Source organism: Fibrobacter sp. UWB10 (assembly GCF_900182935.1).
In the GTDB taxonomy this organism is placed as follows: Bacteria; Fibrobacterota; Fibrobacteria; order Fibrobacterales; family Fibrobacteraceae; genus Fibrobacter; species Fibrobacter succinogenes_O.
Genome location: NZ_FXUE01000002.1, coordinates 191,444 through 210,314, shown reverse-complemented (window position 1 = coordinate 210,314; position 18,871 = coordinate 191,444). Strand labels below are relative to the sequence as shown.

Here is an 18,871-nt window from a genome sequence, read left to right as displayed (position 1 = left end):
TTGGTGTCGCTTAAAACTCCACCTTGTACTCGTCAAAAGCCTTCTTATTCGCCCTTAAATCCGGGCCATCCCAATCAAATAGAGACGGTCCCCAGGCCCCGCTCAAAGTGGGTTCCCAGAAAAAGGCGCCAATCCAGCGGTCTAGCCCGCGAACCATATCTACAGCCTTCTTGCGCGAGCCATCGTAAGAATATGTATTATCCGATTCGCCGCCGTTGTATTCGGCCACAATGAATTCCAAATTCGGATAAGTCGAAATCAAGTTTCTGAACAAACTATTCCACTTGTCCGGTTTGTCATCACCGTAAGCGGTATACGCCGAAAATCCCATCACGTCGGCAGGAACCTTCTGGTTCTTGAAGATTTCATTCATCCACCAATCGACCGTACTTGTCTTGCGGATGCTTTCGATGTGGAGCACAGTCTTGATGTCTTGCGACACCGCCTTGACAGCGCGAATACCCGCCTTAAAGTACTTGCCCGCATTAGCCTTGCCGGCACTTGTACCCATATCACCATTGATTGCAGTAGATGCCTTGTCTACCCCGTTGCCCCAGCAGTCTGTTTTGCTGTTCGGCACATGAATCAAAATGCCCGGCGTGGTTTCGTTACCGATTTGCACCATCTCTGGCGTCGCATTCACTTGCTTAAGCGAATTAATCAAGTCGTAAGTGTAATTGTATACAGAATCCGCCATCGCATCGGAACTTGTCACGCTGCGCCAGCGACTCGGAATAATCTGCTTGCCAGGATCCGCCCAGTTGTCGCTGTAATGAATGTCCAGCAAGAAGGCCATGCCAGCAGCCTTAATCTTTTTCGCATACGCAATAATATGGTCCTTGTCGGCGTAAGCTTCGGCATCGTGATCGCAGCCCGACGCGGCATAACCATACTGAGCCTTCGGACTCACAAAAGTCTTCAAACGAATCGCATTAAACCCGTGATCTTTCAGGAGCGTAAAGACATCTTTCTCGGTGCCATCCACATCGTAGAATTTGGCACCCCAGCGCTCGTATTCCTGCACCGTCGAAATGTCCGCACCGTTATAGAAGCTAAAGTCAAGCACCGGCCCCTTGCTCGAAGAAGAGGGTGGCACCATTCTAGAAGAAGATTCCGGAGGAGGTTCTATCTTAGAAGACGAGGAACGTAGCGGCCTCGAGTCCGAAGATAAATCAGGAACGATTCCCGACGAAGACGAATTCGGCAATATAACGCCCGAAGACATTTCCGACGACGAAGAGTGTGGCGGTTCCATGCCAGAAGAAGCACCCGGATCCACCTCAAGTGCCGATGAATTCGGAGTATCCGCTGTAGAAGAACTCAGGTAAGCAAGCGTATCCCCGCCTTGGGGCGGATAAACTAAGACCTCATCAAACGGTGGCATTTGAATGGTATCATAAATCGTATCGAGAACAGTTACCGCAGATGAATCGCGTTCATTATCTATGACTTCGTAGTCATATTCCGCAGCATTGTTAGAGCCGTTATCGCAACCATTCACGACAAGCGCAAATAACGTCGTAAAAGAGGCTAGACCAAATTTTCCCAATCGAATTCCCATGCTCCTAATCTATACAAAATGCCCCGAAAAATCAACAAACGAATTCTTTACACTAGGCCATGCGCGGCAAAAAACAGCTCCACATACAGCAAAAGGCCCCGCATTGCGGAGCCTTTCGCTAAATTCAACAGACAGGGCTAAGCCCTATGCCGTAAAATTACTTAACCATGAAGTAGTAGGTCTGCAGGGTCTTGCCATCCTGGGCGAGCTGAAGAATCTGCTTGCCAGACGGAAGATTGCCAGTCACCTGGAACAGGTTTTCGGCCTTGTATTCCACGTTCAGAGTCGTGCCCTTGGACTTGTCTACAAAGAGACCCGTCTTTTCGTCGGCGCCGAAGCCCTGGCAGTCGGAATGGTCAGCCACCTTGCCTTCCACAGCCGGGTAGGAGGTCACGACCAGCGGAGAAGTCACGGAGCTAGCATTCACGTAGAACACGTTGAGTGCAGCGTCCACAGCCAACGGAGCCGGGAGGCTAGAAACCTTGGCAGCGCCCTTGTCGGCCTTCTTCTTCTTCTTTTTGTCCTTCTTGCCCGGAACCTTGGCGGCATCGGTAGCAATCGGCATGGTCAAACGGTAACCGGCAACGGATTCGCTGCAGCTTGTAGAATAGACAACCCACTGGTTATCAATCTTTTCAGGACCTTCGGTCGTACCGCTCTTGTAGAGACCCGGCTTGATCTGGTCGCTGTATTCGTACAAAGTCACAGAAAGGTTCGGGTTCTTTTCGTCGGTAGCAATCTTCTGCTGGCCGAGAATGTACTTGGAACGACGGGCCTTGATCAGGTATTCGCCAACGGGAACCTTTTCAAACTTGAACTTACCCTGCTGAAGTTCGCCCTTGTAGGGGTACTTCGGGTTCTGCGTACCGAAGATGGTAGAATCCATCCAAACGGTCGGCATTTCAATAGCCTTGCCAGTAAACGGATCGAGGACGACACCTTCGATAGTGCCAGTCTTCTGGCAACCGGTCATAGCCATAGCCACGAGAGCGGCTGCACCAATAAAGAGTTGCTTTTTCATTTGAATCCTTTTGAAGAAAGGCCCCCTCTTTTACGAAGGGAGCCATTCATTTATCTGTAATTATTCAGCGTCTTCAGCCTTGGCAGGAGCAGCCTTGCGGGTCTTACGCTTTGCACCAGTGATGTTGCCAGCGAAACGCTTGTTGAAGCGGTCGATACGGCCAGCCGTATCCACGCGATGCTGCTTACCCGTCCAGAACGGATGGGTATCAGCCGTAATTTCGAGAGAAATTACGCTATATTCAACACCATCGATAGTCTTCTTTTCGGCGGAAGACTTCGTGGAGCGGGTGATGTATTCTTTACCCGTATTCGCATCGACGAACACGACCGGTTGATAGTTAGGGTGGATACCTTCTTTCATTTTTAAACTTCCTATGAAGTAGTTAGATTTTGAGAGCCTAAATTTAGAAGAATTTCGCCATTTTGGCAAGGGAAATAGTATTTTTGGGAACATGAATAGAATTTCTGTGGCATTTTTTACAATTATCCCTTCGCTTTTTATGGCCTGCGGGAACGAAACTCCCATGGCAAAAATCATCGTAACTGACCAAAAAATGCCCCTTACCGAGTGGCCCGACAGCGCCTACATCGCCTCGCTGGACTCTATTTTGGCCCTGGAACCCATTAAAAAGGGCGCAGACGCCGAAGCCAAAATCAACATGAACGTGTTCGACGCCCCGATTTTCAAACTTCCGGGCTCCGTCACAGGCAAAAAGGACGCTACTCCGAAGGCGAACCACACAGGCAAGTCCGCGGGGGCAAAACAGGCGCCCACCAAAACCGACAATTCTGCAGAACTCTTCGCCGACAAGTTCGCGACCGCCCTTTCCAAGTTGCAGTCCGACCCCAGCAACGCTAGCCTTTACAAGACCGTTACCGCAAACGACGGCGACGACCTGTTCAAGCTGTTAAAGCGCACCTACGGCGCCGGAGTCCAAGGTCTCCCCCGCTTCTACGTACTTTCGGCCTTACAATCCGTAAACGCCGGCGTTATGCTAGAGCATTTAAATGCAGGAGACAAGGTCCGCGTTCCTAAGCTCTAACGCGCAAAAAATTTGAAGGAGAGAACATGAAAAAGATATACCTTTTACCCTTATTGTCTATTTTATTCGCTTGCACCAGCGATAACACTATCGTGCAAGACAATATCTCGGAGCCGGACAATCAAGAAATTTCTTCGTCTTCAGAAGATGCTATAGAATCATCCTCTGACGAAGTGACGCCAACCTATTCATCGTCGGAACCCATCCCGGAATCTTCGTCAGAAGAACTGAGTTCGTCATCAGAAGCACCCGTATCATCTTCTGAAGAGCCGGTATCGTCGTCTGAAGAGCTACAGTCTTCTAGCAGCGAACGCATCGTCATCAATTTCGATTCGCTACCGAGTTTTATCGACGCAAGAGATTCCCAGTCCTACAAGTACATCACCATCGGCAAGCAAGTCTGGATGGCCGAAAATTTGCGCTACCGCAAGGGATTCGATTCGTTGAACCATATCAACGACTGGTGCTATAACAACCACGACGAAAGGTGTCCCGAATACGGAGCCCTCTACACTTGGAGTGGCGCCATGAATGTCGATGAAAAGTATAATACGGAACGCCTTTGGCGCAAGCGGCCAGACGCCCCTGTTCAAGGGATTTGTCCCGAAGGCTGGCACCTGCCCACCACAAAAGATTTCGAGGCCCTGCAAAAATTAAGCGGCAACACTAACGCCTACGAAAAGCTGCGCGCTCCCTACGGTTGGGAAAATAATACCGAAGGCACGAACGATATAGGATTCTTCGCCGTCGGTTCAGGATATATGGACTGGCGCACACCCACTTTTACCGACAGCCTTAACATTGCTGGTTTCTGGGCTGCCAGCGATATTTCTTACTCTACCGCAGACGTGTTCGCCATTATTGCCGGAAAAACATACCATTCCCCCACCAAAGACAAGCGAAACGGATACTCTGTCCGCTGCATTAAAGGCGAAGGCGAAGTGATTGACAGCAGCAACATCTATTACAAGCCCTTCTGGGACGACATGAAAGAGAGAATCGATTACGGCTTATTGATTGATGAACGAGACGAACACTTCTACAGAACGGTCAAAATCGGCGAACAGACTTGGATGGCAGAAAACCTGAACTATGACGGAAATTTCGGCGGATACTGCCAAGACGACTTAGAAGAAAACTGCGACCTGTACGGAAGGCAATACTTCTTTACGCAAATGCTCGAAATAAGCAAGCCGACCATCACGGTACACTATTACGGCGTCAATTTGCCCGCACAGGGCGTTTGTCCCAATGGTTGGCATATTCCTGACTCCACGGAATGGAATACCTTGATCGCATTTGCAAAAAGCGCCCGCGGGAACGAATTCCCCCATAATTTGGTTGCTAGGAAATCGTTCAGACGCATCAACGGAGCCCAAGACTCCGTCAGTTTCTGGGGGTACGACACTTATGGTTTCAGCATCTTCCCCTATTATAAGGCAAAATACTATTCAACCGGAGAATTCGGCATAGGCGCAGTATTTGCATCTAGCATCCAATACTCTGGAAGCATCAGCGGATACCACTCCTACCAATTCTGGGCAACTCCTATATCAGAGGAAACAGGCGTTACGTTCGAAGCTATAGGCCGTTCCGTAAAAGATTTCGATGCCCATGTCCGTTGCATCAAAAACTAGCAAGTACGACAAGTTCTAAATATGAAAAACGCTCCTGGAATCAGGAGCGTTTTTTTTAAACCAGATTTTCCAGCGAGGGATTAAAGCACGCCCTTGCTGCTTGGAATACCCTTCACCGTACGGCTCGGGGCAATAGCCATAGCCACGGCGCGGGCAAAAGCCTTGAAAATCGATTCCAGGCAATGATGGTTGTCGTTACCGTAGAACAGTTCCACATGCAGGTTCATGCGGGCATTTTCGCACAGGCTCTTGAAGAAGTGTTCGAACATGCTCGCTTCGATACCGCCAGCCATAGCAGCCGGGAGTTTCACGTTCCACACAAAACCAATGCGGTTGCTAAAGTCAATGCACACGCGGCTCAAAGCCTCGTCCATCGGCACAAAGTAGAATCCGTAACGTTCGATACCCTTCTTGTCGCCAAGGCATTCGACCAAAGCCTGACCAAGCACAATCGCAATGTCTTCCATGCTATGGTGCATATCGACATGGACATCTCCCACGCAAGTCAAATCCAGGTGGATTCCACCGTGGACTTGGAACAAATTAAGCATGTGGTCCAAGAAGCCATTACCGGAACTAATCTTACCCGGAGTAGAATCATCAAGATTCAGAGAGAGGGTAATATCGGTTTCGCCTGTCTTGCGAGAGATATTCGTGCTACGCATATTGAACCTTTACTTTACGATTTTGCCACCGTACACGCGGAAACGTGTCACGCGGCCAAACTTCATTTCCGGAAGCGGAGTTTCGACACCGTTCAGAAGCATCTTGGCAATAGCGACCGGATCGCCGATAGTTACGCACAAAGTATCATTCGTGTTGTAAACCATGCGAACGCCAGCTCTAGAAATATTAGCTTCTTTAAGGAAGGCATCCGAATTTTCACGACGCTTCAGGCCAACCCAAGAAAGGGCTTCGCCAGAACCGACCAAAACAAAATTCGTCTTGCTTGTTTTCGGAGCTTCTTCAGCAACGGTTTCCTTCTTGGAATCAGACGAAATGAAAATCGTTGCAGAAGCGGGCAGATCAGACTTCTTGACAGCCGAATCAACCACAGCCTGGCTTACTGTTGCATTGGCAGCAGCCTTTTCAGCAGACGAATCCTTGGCCGCAGCGGCTGTTGCCATAGAATCGGCCGGCACGGCTTCGGCACCATCCGGAATTTCCTGAGTCATAGAATCTTCGACAGCGGCCGGAACATTTTCTGCCGGCTGTTGTTCGTTAGCCTGCTTTTGAGAAAGGGATTCCACATCCAAGAAATGAGACGCGACTAGGAATGCCAGTACGAGAAGCACAATCACGACAGGCACTGCCATGCTCTTCTTCTTGATTTCACCTTCCTTGAGGGGAACAAGCTTCGTTTCGCGAGAAACGTCTTCAAAATCATTCTTGCGCGGGGCACCACTTTCGGCACTGTAAGCCTTAAGCACCTCGTCGGCATTCAAATTAAGGATTTGGCTGATGGAGCGTAAATAACCACGCACATAGGCGGCCACCGGGAAAGCCTTCCAATCGCTCGCTTCAATAGACTTGACATGCGTCACATTAAGCTTGATCTTATCAGAAAGTTCTTCAAGCTTCATTCCGCGACTCACGCGGACTCTTGCAATAAACTCGCCCAACTTTTCTTCGGGACGCATTTCTTCAGTCGGATTCGACATTATACCTCTACCTTCAACTCTCTTAACATTTGGAGCATTCGTGCAACGGGCAGCCCCACAACGTTGTAATAACAACCCCGAATTTCCTTGATAAGTCTCGCTCCTGCGGTCTGAATCCCATAGGCGCCAGCCTTATCCATCGGGTCTTTAGAATTTACATAATTTTCGAGCTCTTGTTTAGAACAGTCTCTAAAAACAACCTCTGTTTCTTCGCATTCCGCTTTAATAATTTGTCCGCCATGGGCAATCGCCACACCGGTTATTACTTTGTGCGACCTTCCGTTAAGGTTTGTAAGCATTTCAAGAGCTTCCGCTTCACTATGCGGCTTGCCCAAAGGCTTACCATCCAAGAACACAAGCGTGTCAAACCCGAGGACAATTTCCGACGGCATCTTGCGCGAAACGGCAAGCGCCTTGATCGAAGCATTTTCTTTCGGGAACTCAAGCGGGTCCTTGGCAGTCGGCTTTTCTTCTTCGTTCGAAACCACCACCTCAAAATCTACGCCTATCAGTTGCAGAATTTCTCTGCGTCTGGGCGACCCACTCGCCAAAATCACTTTCGTTTTTCCCATCTCTCACCTCTCATTCCACACTACTCATTGCTCATTACTCATTACACACTTCACACTACACACTGTTAATTCGTCTCCGTGCTGCCCGCATTAAGCTTGATGTCCGGCAAATCTCTCACGTAAATCGAGAAACTCCAGCCCGCGGCAGGACCAGTCGGCGTCCAGCTAAAGTCTAGCTGCCAGCAATGCAACACACGGTTAAAAGTAAAGCTATGCGTTACGAATCGACCTTCGTTGTAATTGTAACGCGTACTGTAAGTCATTTCCCAATTCTTGGTGGGCTGCAAAGTTGCACTGATTCCAGTAGAGTGCGTTACACGATCCTGGAACAAGTCGCGCGCCACTCGGGTACTGCTAAAGCTATAGCTATAATCGAGCCCGAAGGTCCACTTGAGCATTTCGTACTTACCCAGTTGCGACGGCAAGCCTGCGTTAAATTCACCGCTCCAGCTAAAGCGCTTGGAAAAGTCATAACCCCAGTAAGTGAGTTCCGGGAATTGAATCTTGTGCGGGTCTTCAGTAAACTTGTGGTAAACGCTGTGACGCGTATTGATTGTAAACAGGTAATCCGGCAAAATCTGGAATCCGAACGAAGACGTAATATCCGAGAACTGCAAAGAATCAGCAGCAAAGTTATAAGACATGCTGTGGCGAGTTGTCAGCAAACGACGCGTACCATACTGGTCTTCCACCGCCTTCGCCGTGTCACCCTTGGTCGTATCGGCAGCATGCCCCACCACCTTCAAATACTTGATATCAAAGTCATTGCTCAAACCAAAGCCAAATGTTTTCTGTTCAATTTGGTAAGGGTTCTGTCCCAGCAACGGATGCGCTGCGAACTTTTTCACGGTATCGATTTCTGGTGCATACGTATAAGAAACACTCGGCGAAAGCACATGCCTTACACCCGTAAAGCGACCGATTTCAGGCACCCAAATACCATACAACTTGGTATCGGCAGTAATACTGTAATTGTGGTTGTACGCCACTTGACCATATTCATCGTGCTCCGGGTCAAGGCTCATGTAACGCTTGCGGTATTTGAGCGAATCTTCAGGGTTAATCCAACCCGTTCCAGTCCAATATCCAGTAAACGATGCGCGCGGCGTAATGTTGATGACATCGAACAGCGAGCCCGAATAATCCAAAGAGAACGAGCCTGTGTAACCTACATACTCTGCGGTCGTATCTACTGCGTTCACAGTATCGCGGGCGCGCTTGGTGTAGTAATTAAAGCGGTTGTTAAAGTTGTAGTTGAACTTTTCCAAGTAGCTCACGAATGAGCCGTCTTCGTACGCTTCTTCGTCTTCACCCACTTCGAAATTAAAGAGCTGTCCGTTCATGCGGTACTGAATGTCAGGAATTTCACGTTCCATCATGTCAGTCACCAAGTTATGGTTCTGGCGAGCTTTAATTGTCAAGCTCTTGTTCGTTCCAAAGCGTCCTGAATAAGTCAACTGAGCGTTTGCCTGTTGGTCCAAAATCGTTTCGGCATCGAGTGCCTTATCTTTACGAATGCTCTGGCTAGAAACGAACGAGCCCGAACCACTCAAAGTCTGCTTTCCGTCTGGAGTCAAGTTCTGGTTATGCGTAAAGCGAATATCGTAGCCACTGTTTCCGAAATCGAATTCTTCGAGGTACGCCTTGTACGACACGTTTCCATCAAGCACGTAACGCTTTTTATAACGGACTTCACCAGTCAAAGTCGAGCGTTCAAAACGGGCTTCATCACCTTCGATAATGTCACCTTTGATGGTTGCATCCCAGTAGTCATTTGCGGCGTAATAAAAGCCGAGGTTACTCATGTAATACCCCTGCTTCTGGTCGCCACCGAACTTAGGCGTTAACAAACCTGACTTACGTCCGCTCTTTAAAGGAGCCACAATCATCGGGAGCACCGCCACCGGCACATCGGCAATATTCAACACCACCGGCCGTGCGGTAATCGTTTCCTTGGGCTTTACCACCATGCGTCGTCCGTAAAAATAGAAGTGCTGGTGCGTAGAATCATTACAGGTACTAAAGTCACCACGAGCAATCTGAATTCGCTGGTCAGGCAAGCGACGCACTTCCATACCGTTCAGCTGTTGGTTATCCTGATACGTAGTCGCGTAATAGATTTCACCAATACGGCTTTTCATGTTGTACTTAAGCCGCATACCCGAAAGCGATGGGTTCTTGGTTTCGCGAAGAACCGGTTCGCCAGTTGCCGCCAAAATGCTGTTTTCCTGATCGAACAAAATCGTGTCGGCATCCAAAGTCGCGGTACGGTACTTGAGCTGGGCACTATTGTTCAAGTTGAAAGTCGATTTATCGACATCGTAAACCAAGTCTACGGCGTGGTATTCAATCGTATCGACACCAGTCGTGTCGTTCATCCAGTCCACTTCGGTCGTATCTTCTTCGACCTGCTCGCGTTCTTCAAGTTCAAAGCGAGTCATCTCCTGACCGAAGGCGGTCGGAGCGGCGATGGCAAAAATCCATAATGCCAAAAAAGCCCACAGAAGATGATGGGTTCTAGATAAAATCACGTTGGGGCAAATATAGGAAGTTTCACTCCCTAAGACTCACTTCTTTTTCATTTAAATTCAAATATTATGCGGGAGGGGACCTAGCTCAGAGTTGCGAAGGCCGCACGGTCCCCTCCCTGCACCCTCCCCTTCCTTGGCCGACGCTTTGTTTCACAAGCAAGAATCTTATTTTATACAAAAAAAAATTCTCTGATGCACTCAGAGAATTTCTATAAATCATTAATCAAGTGTTTATTACTTCAGCACGGCGTTCTTGCCAGAGACAGAGCCGTTGTGGTCAATACGAACAAGGTAACGACCGCTCGGAACGTTTTCGCCATTCCAACGGAGAGTGTTGAAGCCCGGCTGAGCATTGTCGGCACGGAGGCTTGCCACTTCAGCACCATCAGAATTCAAGATCGTGATGTGAGCGGTACCTGCAGACTTAAGGTCAAAGCTAATGGCCTTGCGGCTAAAGCCCTTGAGCGTTGCCGAAGCCGGCTTGACATTAGCATTCACCTTGGGGCTCGGGGCAAATTCCTTTACGCGTTCCACATAAATGCCGTTCAAGTTCGTGGCCTTCACCTTGGCGTCAGAAGCGACCAGCGAACCCTGTTGGAGCACGGCCACCAGCTGTTTACTGTTGTCTTCGGTTGCGCTTGCGAAGGTTTCAAGTTCCTGAGCGTTGAATTCAGCCTTGTTGTACCAAGATTCAACCTTAGAGCTTTCCAGATCCTTCACGGTAATCTGGGCGCGGCGGATTGTAGCCGTATAAGTTTCGCCTTCGCTCACGTAGGTGATTTCGAGCGGCTTGTTCACTTGACCGCGAAGCATGGACTTGGAAGCTTCGATGTCGTTGCCCTTCAGGCTCACACCGTCGACAGCGGTAATCACGTCACCGGCCTGGAGCTTGGTTTCGGCAGCAGGGGTACCCGGAATAACTTCGGCCACCTTGACACCGTCGCGAATCTGATAAATGGTCACACCAATACCGCCGAATTCTTCATCGGCCATAATCGGAGCAGCAAGCATTGCTGCAATAAGAGAAGCCTTGATAAACTTGTTCATGAAATTCTCCTTGAAAATCTATCCGCTCTAAATATATATTATTTAATCGTTTCGGCAACTCCATTCGTCTAGATTCTTCTAAAATCAGTCTCATTGGAGCCAAATGTTGCAAAAAACGCTAAAATACACCTCTATTCGAACATTGTACCGTCGTTTTCTTCGCTGCCGTCGTCGTAATCTTCGATTGATTTGTCGCCACCAGGAACGATAATCAAGCCGAGAGTCACGGGGTCGCCCTTCAGGTTCAAATAGGCTTCGAGCCACAAGTTCGTCGAAAGGCGGAGCAGACGAAGGTCGAGCATGGTGCCGCCCTTATGAATGCTTTTCGGATTCCTGTTAAAGAACAGGAATTTTTTATTGATGTATTCAAAGCGGTCTTTGTCGTAATTGATGGACCAGTCGGAATTGCCGTCGTTTTCTTGGCGGTAAGTGCAGCGGTCGTTATCGATATCGCATTCAAAACTTGCACTTTCGTGGTAACGCTTGTTCCATTCACGGCTAAAGGCGCAGCTCTGCACGCGACCAGCACCATTACGTTTCTTGTTCAACTGGTCATTAATAACCACGTAGTCCATTTTCTGACTTTTAACTTGTTCATAAACATTCATCAAAATAATGTAGGCTTCGATATCTTTCGGGCATTTGCCGGTCAGGTTCACGTCTTCGTGGGCCTTCAAAAGCGTCTGCTGCAAGTCGATATCAATGGCGTCAGGAATTTCGCTTTCCTTGATTTTATCGAGAACCTTCTTGGGCGGAACAAATACAATCTTGTCGCCCTTCTTGATTGCATAGCCCAACTGATCGCGCACATAGTCCAAGCACTGTTGCACGTGAATATGCACCGTATTGGAACCGCCCGAAACAAAGTCTACGCCAATGCGCACATTCCATTCGCCGGCATTGCTGCCCGCATTCTTGTCCAATTCGCAGAACGGATCTTCGCGAATACCGTCAATGAAAATGACCTTCGCATTAAGCTTTGTCACCAGGGATTCTTCTTTTTTAAGTTCACCGCCCAAGCTCCAAAAGTTCGGATTCAGACGAAGCACTTCGGCAAAGGCCTTGTCGCCATCGAGGGCCGGCAAAAGCGAATCGTTACGGGCATTCTTTTCTTTCAAAAGTTCCGAATACTCCGTCGTAACAGTCATATTGTTAAAGCTATTACGCTTCGCAGGTTCAGGCATCGCTTGAGCAAACGACACCGCCAAAAGGCAAAACACAGCTAAAAAGGCAGAAATTTTCATACACATATAAAATACAAAAAAGAGTATTCAGACATCCATTACCACATCTTTTATAGAACAGATTTTGCGTTAGCAAAATCCAATAAATGCGTAAGACGAGTGAAGTAGGATTGTTTACAAGCCTATTTCCGAGTCTAGCATTTAGTACTTTAGTACAATCCGTGTGGCATTAATTAAAAAATCTTTGCCAAATCCATCAGATGCGGAATATGGTAATCCACCCAATTGGGGGTATCTGTAGTCGGATTCACAAAAATCGTTGTCCAGCCGCGGCGATGCGCCGGCTCCAGATTGCGGAGAGAATCTTCGAGCAGCACGATTTCCTTTGGATTTTCGGGATAAGCGATGCCCATACCAGCAAGCTTTTCGGCAAGCCACTTTTCCATTTTCACGTAGGCGCTGTCGTGCGGTTTACCGACCCAGTCAAGCTGTTTCAAGTCAAACACGCCATCGATGGCCGAATCAATCCCCATGTGAGCCATACCCGCCTCGCTCCAGTCGTGACGACCGTTCGTAAACACGAATCGCGGACCTTTCAAGCTTTGCAATAAGGCCAACTTTTCGGGCGCTTTCTTGGGGTAAATCAAAAAATCCGGCACATGGATAAAATCGAAGAAATCGTCGGGATCCGTATTGTTCATGGCCATCAAGCCTGCAAGCGTCGTTCCGAACCGTTCCAAATAATCAGTACGAATCTTATGCGCCGACTCAAAATCACCGCCGACTGTTTTTTGCACAAACAGAGAAATCCGGTGGTCCAGCGAATTGATGACACACCGTTCCTCGGTTCCGTATAGAGTCAAATCGTAATCGAACAGCCAAACCATACGGGCTTAGTATCCCATGGCAAGGCCGCCAATTTGGCGAGCAAGGTAGGTGGCGTAGTTATCCGTCATGCCGCTCACAAAGTCGAGCACCTGGTGGTAAGCTTCTGCCACCGTCACGCTCTGGCCAATTTTTGCCTGGCCGATAAGTCGCACAATGCGGTCGGCGCGGTAAGAATTGTTGCCATTCAAGCGGAAGTCGTAAACGCCGTTGATAAAGGCATCAAGCACCGTGGCAAGCGTCGTGTAGCTACCGACTTCAAGTTCGGTCTTACGGCGGTCAGGGTAAATGCGTTCCACACCCAAGCGCTTTGCAATGCGGATACCTTCCATTACGTCGGAACGGGAAAGATTCGTCAAATGCTTGACTCGCTCCCCTGCCATGATTTCTTCGTAATGGTTCACGAAGGTTACGGCCACATCGTCAATCAAGTTCTGGATAGCGCGACCACGCACGCTGCTCAAGAAGTCGCGGAAGTTCTGGCCGTTTTCCTGGAATTCGCGGTCAATGTCCACATCGGGGCCACACAAGTAGCTGAACATACCACGCACATCGCCGTAGCTCAAAATGCCAAGTTCAATGGCGTCTTCCACATCCAAAATGCTGTAACAAATATCGTCGGCAGCTTCCATCAAGTACACCAGCGGGTGACGCACCCACTTGCCCGTTTCCACTTCGGGAATGCCGAGCGTGTATGCCGTAACGCGGTAAAGGTCAGCTTCGGTCGCGAACAAGCTTGTCGGAGAACCGAACTTGGCAAGTTGCGGATACTTAATCATGGCGCCCAAAGTTGCGTAAGTCAAGCGCATGCCACCATCCAAAAAGTGGTATTCCAGCTTGCTCAAAATGCGGTGACCTTGTGCATTGCCATCAAAATTTTCAAAGTCGGCAATTTCAGTTTCGCTCAAATCACGGAGCGGAGCGGAATTGCGGTTCTTGCGGAACCATTCACGAATAGCAGCTTCGCCCGCATGGCCAAAAGGCGGGTTGCCGATATCGTGAGCCAAGCATGCAGACTGCACGATGGTTCCAAAATGGTATTCGTTAATATACTTGGGCAGATACTTTTTTATCAGGTGGTACACCGTAATGGCAAGGCTGCGGCCCACGCTCGAAACTTCGATACTGTGAGTCAAGCGGCTATGCACGTGATCGTTCACCGAGAACGGGTGCACCTGAGTCTTGCGACCAAGGCGTCTAAAAGCCGTCGAAAAAACAATGCGGTCGTAATCGCGATGGAAATCGGAACGGTTCGGGTCCAAATCAGCAGGGTGCCCGTAGCGCGTCGCAGAAAGCAAAGTATCCCATTGAAGCATGAACTAAATATAGATAATTAGTAGGCGAAAATTCGGCGAAGGCGATACGTAAGCAGGGCTATCATAATCAAATCTACCACTATAAACGCGACAAGCCAAATGACGGAATTACTTTGGAATCCGTAACTGTGCAAGCCTACGCCAAGCAGGTTCACGCCGAACCAGCAAAGGAACGTGACAATCACATTAAAGCAATTTATGATTGCAAAACCACGCAACGACACCAATTTACCCGCCCGCAAATGGAGGGCAAGCATAGCCCATAGAATCACAAATAGCGCACCGCATTCCTTCGGATCAAAGCCCCAAAAACGGCCCCAGGCAAAATCAGCCCAAACGCCACCGAGGAGCGTTCCCAGAACCGTAAATACGGCACCAAAAACAAGCGACGCATACATCAACGTATAAAGAGGCGTCGCTTTCGCACCACGGTACAGAACCAAATGCGCAACCACCCCCGACAAAATCATTCCCGCAAAGCCAAGCGCAATCGTAAACACGTGAACCGTCAAAAATACCGACGAATTCAGCACAGCAGAAATGGGCTGGAACGTATCGCCCGGTTCCAAGATAAACTTGGCAAAAAACAGGAGTGCGGCCGCCATTAAAGTTATCGGAATCATCAAGGTATAGCTACGGCGTTTGCAGAACACAAATGCACCCGATTCAAAACACATTAACAGCAGCGCCACCAACATTACGACCTCATACAAGCTCGACATTGGCGGACGGGCTGCGACATAGCTACGCATTGCAAACAAGGCTGTCAATATAACGGCCGTCACAATGCAGAAAACATTGGCAACAGTATCAAGCTTTAAAGACCGAAACGCCACATTCAACGAAGCCAAAAGACCGGCAAGCATTGCCGCCACAAAGGCAAACAAGGCCAGATTCAGCCAATGGTATAAAACTTCGGCCTTTAGGCGATGAGGATTCACATCGGAATGCGTCAAGGAATATTTCGTGACAATTGAAAATGCCGAATGGTCTGCCACAGATTCGTACAGTAGCAAATTCGAATAAAGTCGACGCATTTCTGCAGTCGCCGCCAAGTCATCGTTACGAGATGCATAAAGCTTAAGGACATCTTTTAACGGAGCGAGTTCCGCATAGCTCACATAGCGTTTTTCTTGCGGCAAATGTAGAATCACCAACACTTCATTGCGAAGCACCTTAAAAATTTCGTAATGTCTAGCCGATTCAGGAGAAACCAAAATATGGCGCACCACATCGGCTGCAGCAATCTTTTTGTACTTCACGCGACCGCTCAAATTATCAAGGAAACCTCGCGCAAAAGAATCAAACGGACGCACTGAAGATTCTACCAAAACCGGGGTGTCCGAATGCAAAGCTTCCCAAATCGGGATGGGGCGTGCAGAGGCATGAGAATCCACCGGCAAAGCCGCAAGCATCAAGACAAATGGCAAAGCTTTAACAACAGACGATGTTTGAGCTTTTTGTTTACAGCGAATTTTGACTACATAGTGAATAAACGCTCCCAAAAGGAACAGCACCATAAACGCATAAGGCACAAAACGCAAGGGATCGTAGGTTGCCTTGTACAAATCCACCGACGTTCCCATCACATCATCTACCCTGCCGTGATAATGGACCGAGTAGACATATTCATTTTCATCGACTTCAACTGGAGTCACTCTCAAGCTATCATCGACGGCGAAATAAGAAACTGTCGCATTGGCAATTGACACATCGCGATACCCGTTGTATTCCCGTTTGATTTCGCTTTCGACAACACCGCCTACAAGCAAGACCAATAAAGCAATATGAATCACCCATAGGCCTACATTTTTTAATCCGCGAGGCATGCGGAACATAAGCGAGGCAAGTACATTCACTGCCGCCAACACCGCAAGGCCTTTAAATGCCGGCAACGGAATCACACCTAAAATCCAAATGAAATAGCTGCCAAAAAAACGGTCTACCGCAACCGATGCGGGCAACCCCGCAGATTCGGCATTCACTTGGGCAAGTACGCCCCAAAAGGTTAGCAGCAAAAATGCGATTAACAGAACGACCGTAAATTTTAGAGACGAGAGTTTTTTCATCGAGTAGAGGCCTCGACCCACACAAATTTTCTTTCATCCAATTTCTGTTCGCCATCAAAGCGGTACGCCACCAATCGGCCGTCTCCGCGGTAACCGGCAACACTAAAATCTAGACAGCACACATTATCGCGAATCAATTTCGGGAGACCCGTCAACCAATAATGCCCAAAGAAAACGGGGCGTTCATTTTCGCCGTAAAATTTTCGAGCACGTACCGACGGCAATACATCGGCTTTAACATCCATCGAAACACCCGGTTGAAAGCACAATTCCTGAAAACTCGCCTTAGTGGGGTCCAGCCACCAAGCAATACGAGTCTTAATACGGCGAACGCCTTCGGCATCGGTAAAATGCTCGCCTTCGGGCAAAGGCATTTCCGGGCCCTTCAAAAGCGTGCTCATGGGCACAAAAAGGCTATCTTCGTATTCAAAATCTTCATCATTTGCACGGGCAATGAGTTCGTCGAAATTGCCATCGGCAAAGCAAGTAATGCCTTCGCGCTTTAACGCAGCAACTGCATCGACATCAAAACAAGCGTGTTGCGCCCTAAAAGATTCTGTTTCCAAGTAAACCGGCAACGTTTTCACAAATTCAAGAGCTTCTAGAAACTCTTGTTTGTGCCCCACGAAAGAGGTAACCGTCCGCGAATGGATTGCAATCTTGTTAAAGCTGTGTTCGCGCAAAAAGCCGTCTTTAAAGCGATGCAAGAAATGACCGCCACCAGCCCCATTCTTTTGCCAGAATGAAAGCATGTTAAATTCATGGTTTCCCATTAACGCAATTGCCGACCCGGCATCGCGCATGGCGCGCACCAGATTCAACGATTCGCGCGCATTGGGCCCGCGGTCTACGAAATCCCCCAAGAATACCACCGACCGTTCACCGCCCGGATACCGGAACGCACCTGCAGACTCCACATAACCTAGCTTTTGCAACAAGGCGCGGAGTTCATCGCAGTGTCCGTGAACATCGCCGATAAAATCAAGGGAATTATTCATGCCTTGCAATATAACTAAATTTAAAAAAGGTATCTTTGCAAACATGAATTTCTGGGACCTGCTCACCTCGGCTAAGATTCAAGGCTTTATTGAAGAAGCCTTTTCTAAGCGGCTAGACGCTTTGCAGGTTTCGACACGCCTTGCCAAAGAGGGCTACAGCAACGAAGAACGCTCCGCCATTATGGATTACATGGCACTTGTGCCCAAGTACCGTGAAAAATTCTTTGAAGACAAAAGCGGCAAAGGCAAATTTCTGCTTTGTGACCGCCTTGCCCTAGAGCAGAGCACCGCGAAAGATATCGGTCGCTGGAAAGCTAAACTTTGGCCAACCGAAGGCACTGTAAGCGACCTTTGCTGCGGCATGGGCGGCGATAGCCTTTTCTTGCCCGAAACCCTAAAGGTTACCGGCTTCGACCTCGACGGAGACCGCCTTGCCATGTACCGCTACAACATGCAGGCCCTCGGGAAATCTGTTGACACCCAGTGCCGCGACGTGCGCTCGGTCGAAAACGCGGCAGATTACTTCACCATCGACCCAGCCCGCCGCGCCCTCGAAGGCGAAAACCAGCGTGATTTGCGCAATCTGACGCCCACGCTCGAAGAAGTCGTTGAAATCAGCAAGCATTACAAAGGCGGCATGGCCAAGCTTCCGCCCGGATACCCGCCGGCAGAAATCCCCGACGGCAGCGAGATTCTTTATTTAGGCGGACACAGCGACTGCCGCGAATGCCTCGTGCTGTTCGGCGCCCTCGCCAAGAATCCAGACACCGTACGCGCAATCATTGTCGACAAATCTGGCGAAACACTTGCCGAATGGAGCCGTAAGCGCGACCGTTCAACAGAAACTCTGGACGACGACCTTCAAGAAAAATTGGACAAAAACGACAGCCTCGAAGGCAAAGACCGCACTTACCGCACTGCGACCAGCAAAAGCGACCTTCCTCTCGGCGAGATCAGCCAATACATCTCGGAACCGGCGCCAGTCCTTATTCGAAGCCACCTCTTTAACCAAGCGGCCCTCGCCTGCGACCCAAGTGCCCACCTGATTTCTGAAGGCATTGCCTACGTAGCAAGCGAATTACCCCTTCCGGCTCCCGAATTTGCCAGCTACAAAGTGCTCGCCCACGCCGAAATTGCAACGGGCGCCGTCCGCAATATGCTCAAGGAACATGGCATCGGCAAGATTACGCTCAAACTCCGCGGCGTAAAACTCGACCCAGACGCCGAAATCAAGCGTTTAAAGCCCAAGGGCAAAGAATCCGCAATCCTTTTCTACACCCGCGCCTATGGCGAAAAAATCGCAATTCTAACAAGGAGATGCCCGCTTCCGCGGGCATGACAACA

Annotated in this window: 16 protein-coding genes; 3 read left to right on the top strand and 13 right to left on the bottom strand. The window is 49.1% G+C overall.

What is annotated here, in order from left to right; translation table 11 throughout:
• Nucleotides 1–10 precede the first annotated feature (10 nt).
• From QOL41_RS05485 to QOL41_RS05475, 3 genes are all read right to left on the bottom strand, one after another.
• Nucleotides 11–1,561, bottom strand: a complete 1,551-nt coding sequence (locus QOL41_RS05485; RefSeq protein ID WP_283428936.1) for a glycosyl hydrolase 53 family protein — start codon at nt 1,559–1,561, stop codon at nt 11–13.
• Between the two features lie 157 nt (nt 1,562–1,718).
• Nucleotides 1,719–2,582: a hypothetical protein gene (locus tag QOL41_RS05480; protein WP_283428935.1), complete on the bottom strand. Its 864-nt coding sequence runs from the start codon at nt 2,580–2,582 to the stop codon at nt 1,719–1,721.
• Between the two features lie 60 nt (nt 2,583–2,642).
• The gene (locus QOL41_RS05475) at nt 2,643–2,945 is read right to left on the bottom strand and encodes a type B 50S ribosomal protein L31 (RefSeq protein WP_072977299.1); all 303 of its coding nucleotides are present in this window, start codon (nt 2,943–2,945) and stop codon (nt 2,643–2,645) included.
• A 91-nt stretch (nt 2,946–3,036) separates the two neighbouring features.
• Here QOL41_RS05475 and QOL41_RS05470 point away from each other — a divergent pair, with 91 nt between their 5' ends.
• The gene (locus QOL41_RS05470; RefSeq protein WP_283428934.1) at nt 3,037–3,627 is read left to right on the top strand and encodes a hypothetical protein; all 591 of its coding nucleotides are present in this window, start codon (nt 3,037–3,039) and stop codon (nt 3,625–3,627) included.
• Between the two features lie 26 nt (nt 3,628–3,653).
• Nucleotides 3,654–5,264: an FISUMP domain-containing protein gene (locus QOL41_RS05465; protein WP_283428933.1), complete on the top strand. Its 1,611-nt coding sequence runs from the start codon at nt 3,654–3,656 to the stop codon at nt 5,262–5,264.
• Nucleotides 5,265–5,344: 80 nt separating this feature from the next.
• On the opposite strand, the gene hisB is transcribed toward QOL41_RS05465, so the two are convergent.
• The 10 genes from hisB to QOL41_RS05415 form a co-directional block, all read right to left on the bottom strand.
• On the bottom strand, nt 5,345–5,929 hold the full coding sequence (gene hisB, locus QOL41_RS05460) for an imidazoleglycerol-phosphate dehydratase HisB (protein ID WP_283428932.1): 585 nt from the start codon (nt 5,927–5,929) through the stop codon (nt 5,345–5,347).
• Between the two features lie 9 nt (nt 5,930–5,938).
• Nucleotides 5,939–6,925 carry a helix-turn-helix domain-containing protein gene (locus QOL41_RS05455; protein ID WP_283428931.1) on the bottom strand — a complete coding sequence of 329 codons (987 nt, stop codon included), beginning with the start codon at nt 6,923–6,925 and terminating at the stop codon, nt 5,939–5,941.
• Nucleotides 6,925–7,497, bottom strand: coding sequence for a Maf family protein (locus QOL41_RS05450; protein ID WP_173653355.1), 573 nt, complete (start codon nt 7,495–7,497; stop codon nt 6,925–6,927). Before QOL41_RS05450 ends, QOL41_RS05455 begins: the two co-directional genes overlap by 1 nt.
• 65 nt (nt 7,498–7,562) lie before the next feature.
• Nucleotides 7,563–9,989, bottom strand: a complete 2,427-nt coding sequence (locus QOL41_RS05445; protein ID WP_283428930.1) for a putative LPS assembly protein LptD — start codon at nt 9,987–9,989, stop codon at nt 7,563–7,565.
• 273 nt (nt 9,990–10,262) lie between these two features.
• Entirely contained in the window at nt 10,263–11,075 is an 813-nt protein-coding gene (locus QOL41_RS05440) for a PDZ domain-containing protein (protein ID WP_283428929.1), read from the bottom strand.
• Nucleotides 11,076–11,206: 131 nt separating this feature from the next.
• Nucleotides 11,207–12,319, bottom strand: a complete 1,113-nt coding sequence (locus QOL41_RS05435; protein ID WP_283428928.1) for a hypothetical protein — start codon at nt 12,317–12,319, stop codon at nt 11,207–11,209.
• 173 nt (nt 12,320–12,492) lie between these two features.
• Nucleotides 12,493–13,146 carry an HAD family hydrolase gene (locus QOL41_RS05430; protein ID WP_283428927.1) on the bottom strand — a complete coding sequence of 218 codons (654 nt, stop codon included), beginning with the start codon at nt 13,144–13,146 and terminating at the stop codon, nt 12,493–12,495.
• Nucleotides 13,147–13,152: 6 nt separating this feature from the next.
• Nucleotides 13,153–14,460: a deoxyguanosinetriphosphate triphosphohydrolase gene (locus QOL41_RS05425; RefSeq protein WP_173653358.1), complete on the bottom strand. Its 1,308-nt coding sequence runs from the start codon at nt 14,458–14,460 to the stop codon at nt 13,153–13,155.
• Nucleotides 14,461–14,477: 17 nt separating this feature from the next.
• Nucleotides 14,478–16,529 carry a cytochrome c biogenesis protein gene (locus QOL41_RS05420; RefSeq protein WP_283428926.1) on the bottom strand — a complete coding sequence of 684 codons (2,052 nt, stop codon included), beginning with the start codon at nt 16,527–16,529 and terminating at the stop codon, nt 14,478–14,480.
• Entirely contained in the window at nt 16,526–17,527 is a 1,002-nt protein-coding gene (locus QOL41_RS05415; RefSeq protein WP_283428925.1) for a metallophosphoesterase, read from the bottom strand. The genes QOL41_RS05420 and QOL41_RS05415 overlap by 4 nt, the downstream gene beginning before the upstream one ends.
• Nucleotides 17,528–17,570: 43 nt before the next feature.
• Here QOL41_RS05415 and QOL41_RS05410 point away from each other — a divergent pair, with 43 nt between their 5' ends.
• Nucleotides 17,571–18,866 (top strand): THUMP-like domain-containing protein, encoded by a 1,296-nt coding sequence (locus QOL41_RS05410; RefSeq protein WP_283428924.1) that lies wholly within the window; start codon nt 17,571–17,573, stop codon nt 18,864–18,866.
• Nucleotides 18,867–18,871 lie beyond the last annotated feature (5 nt).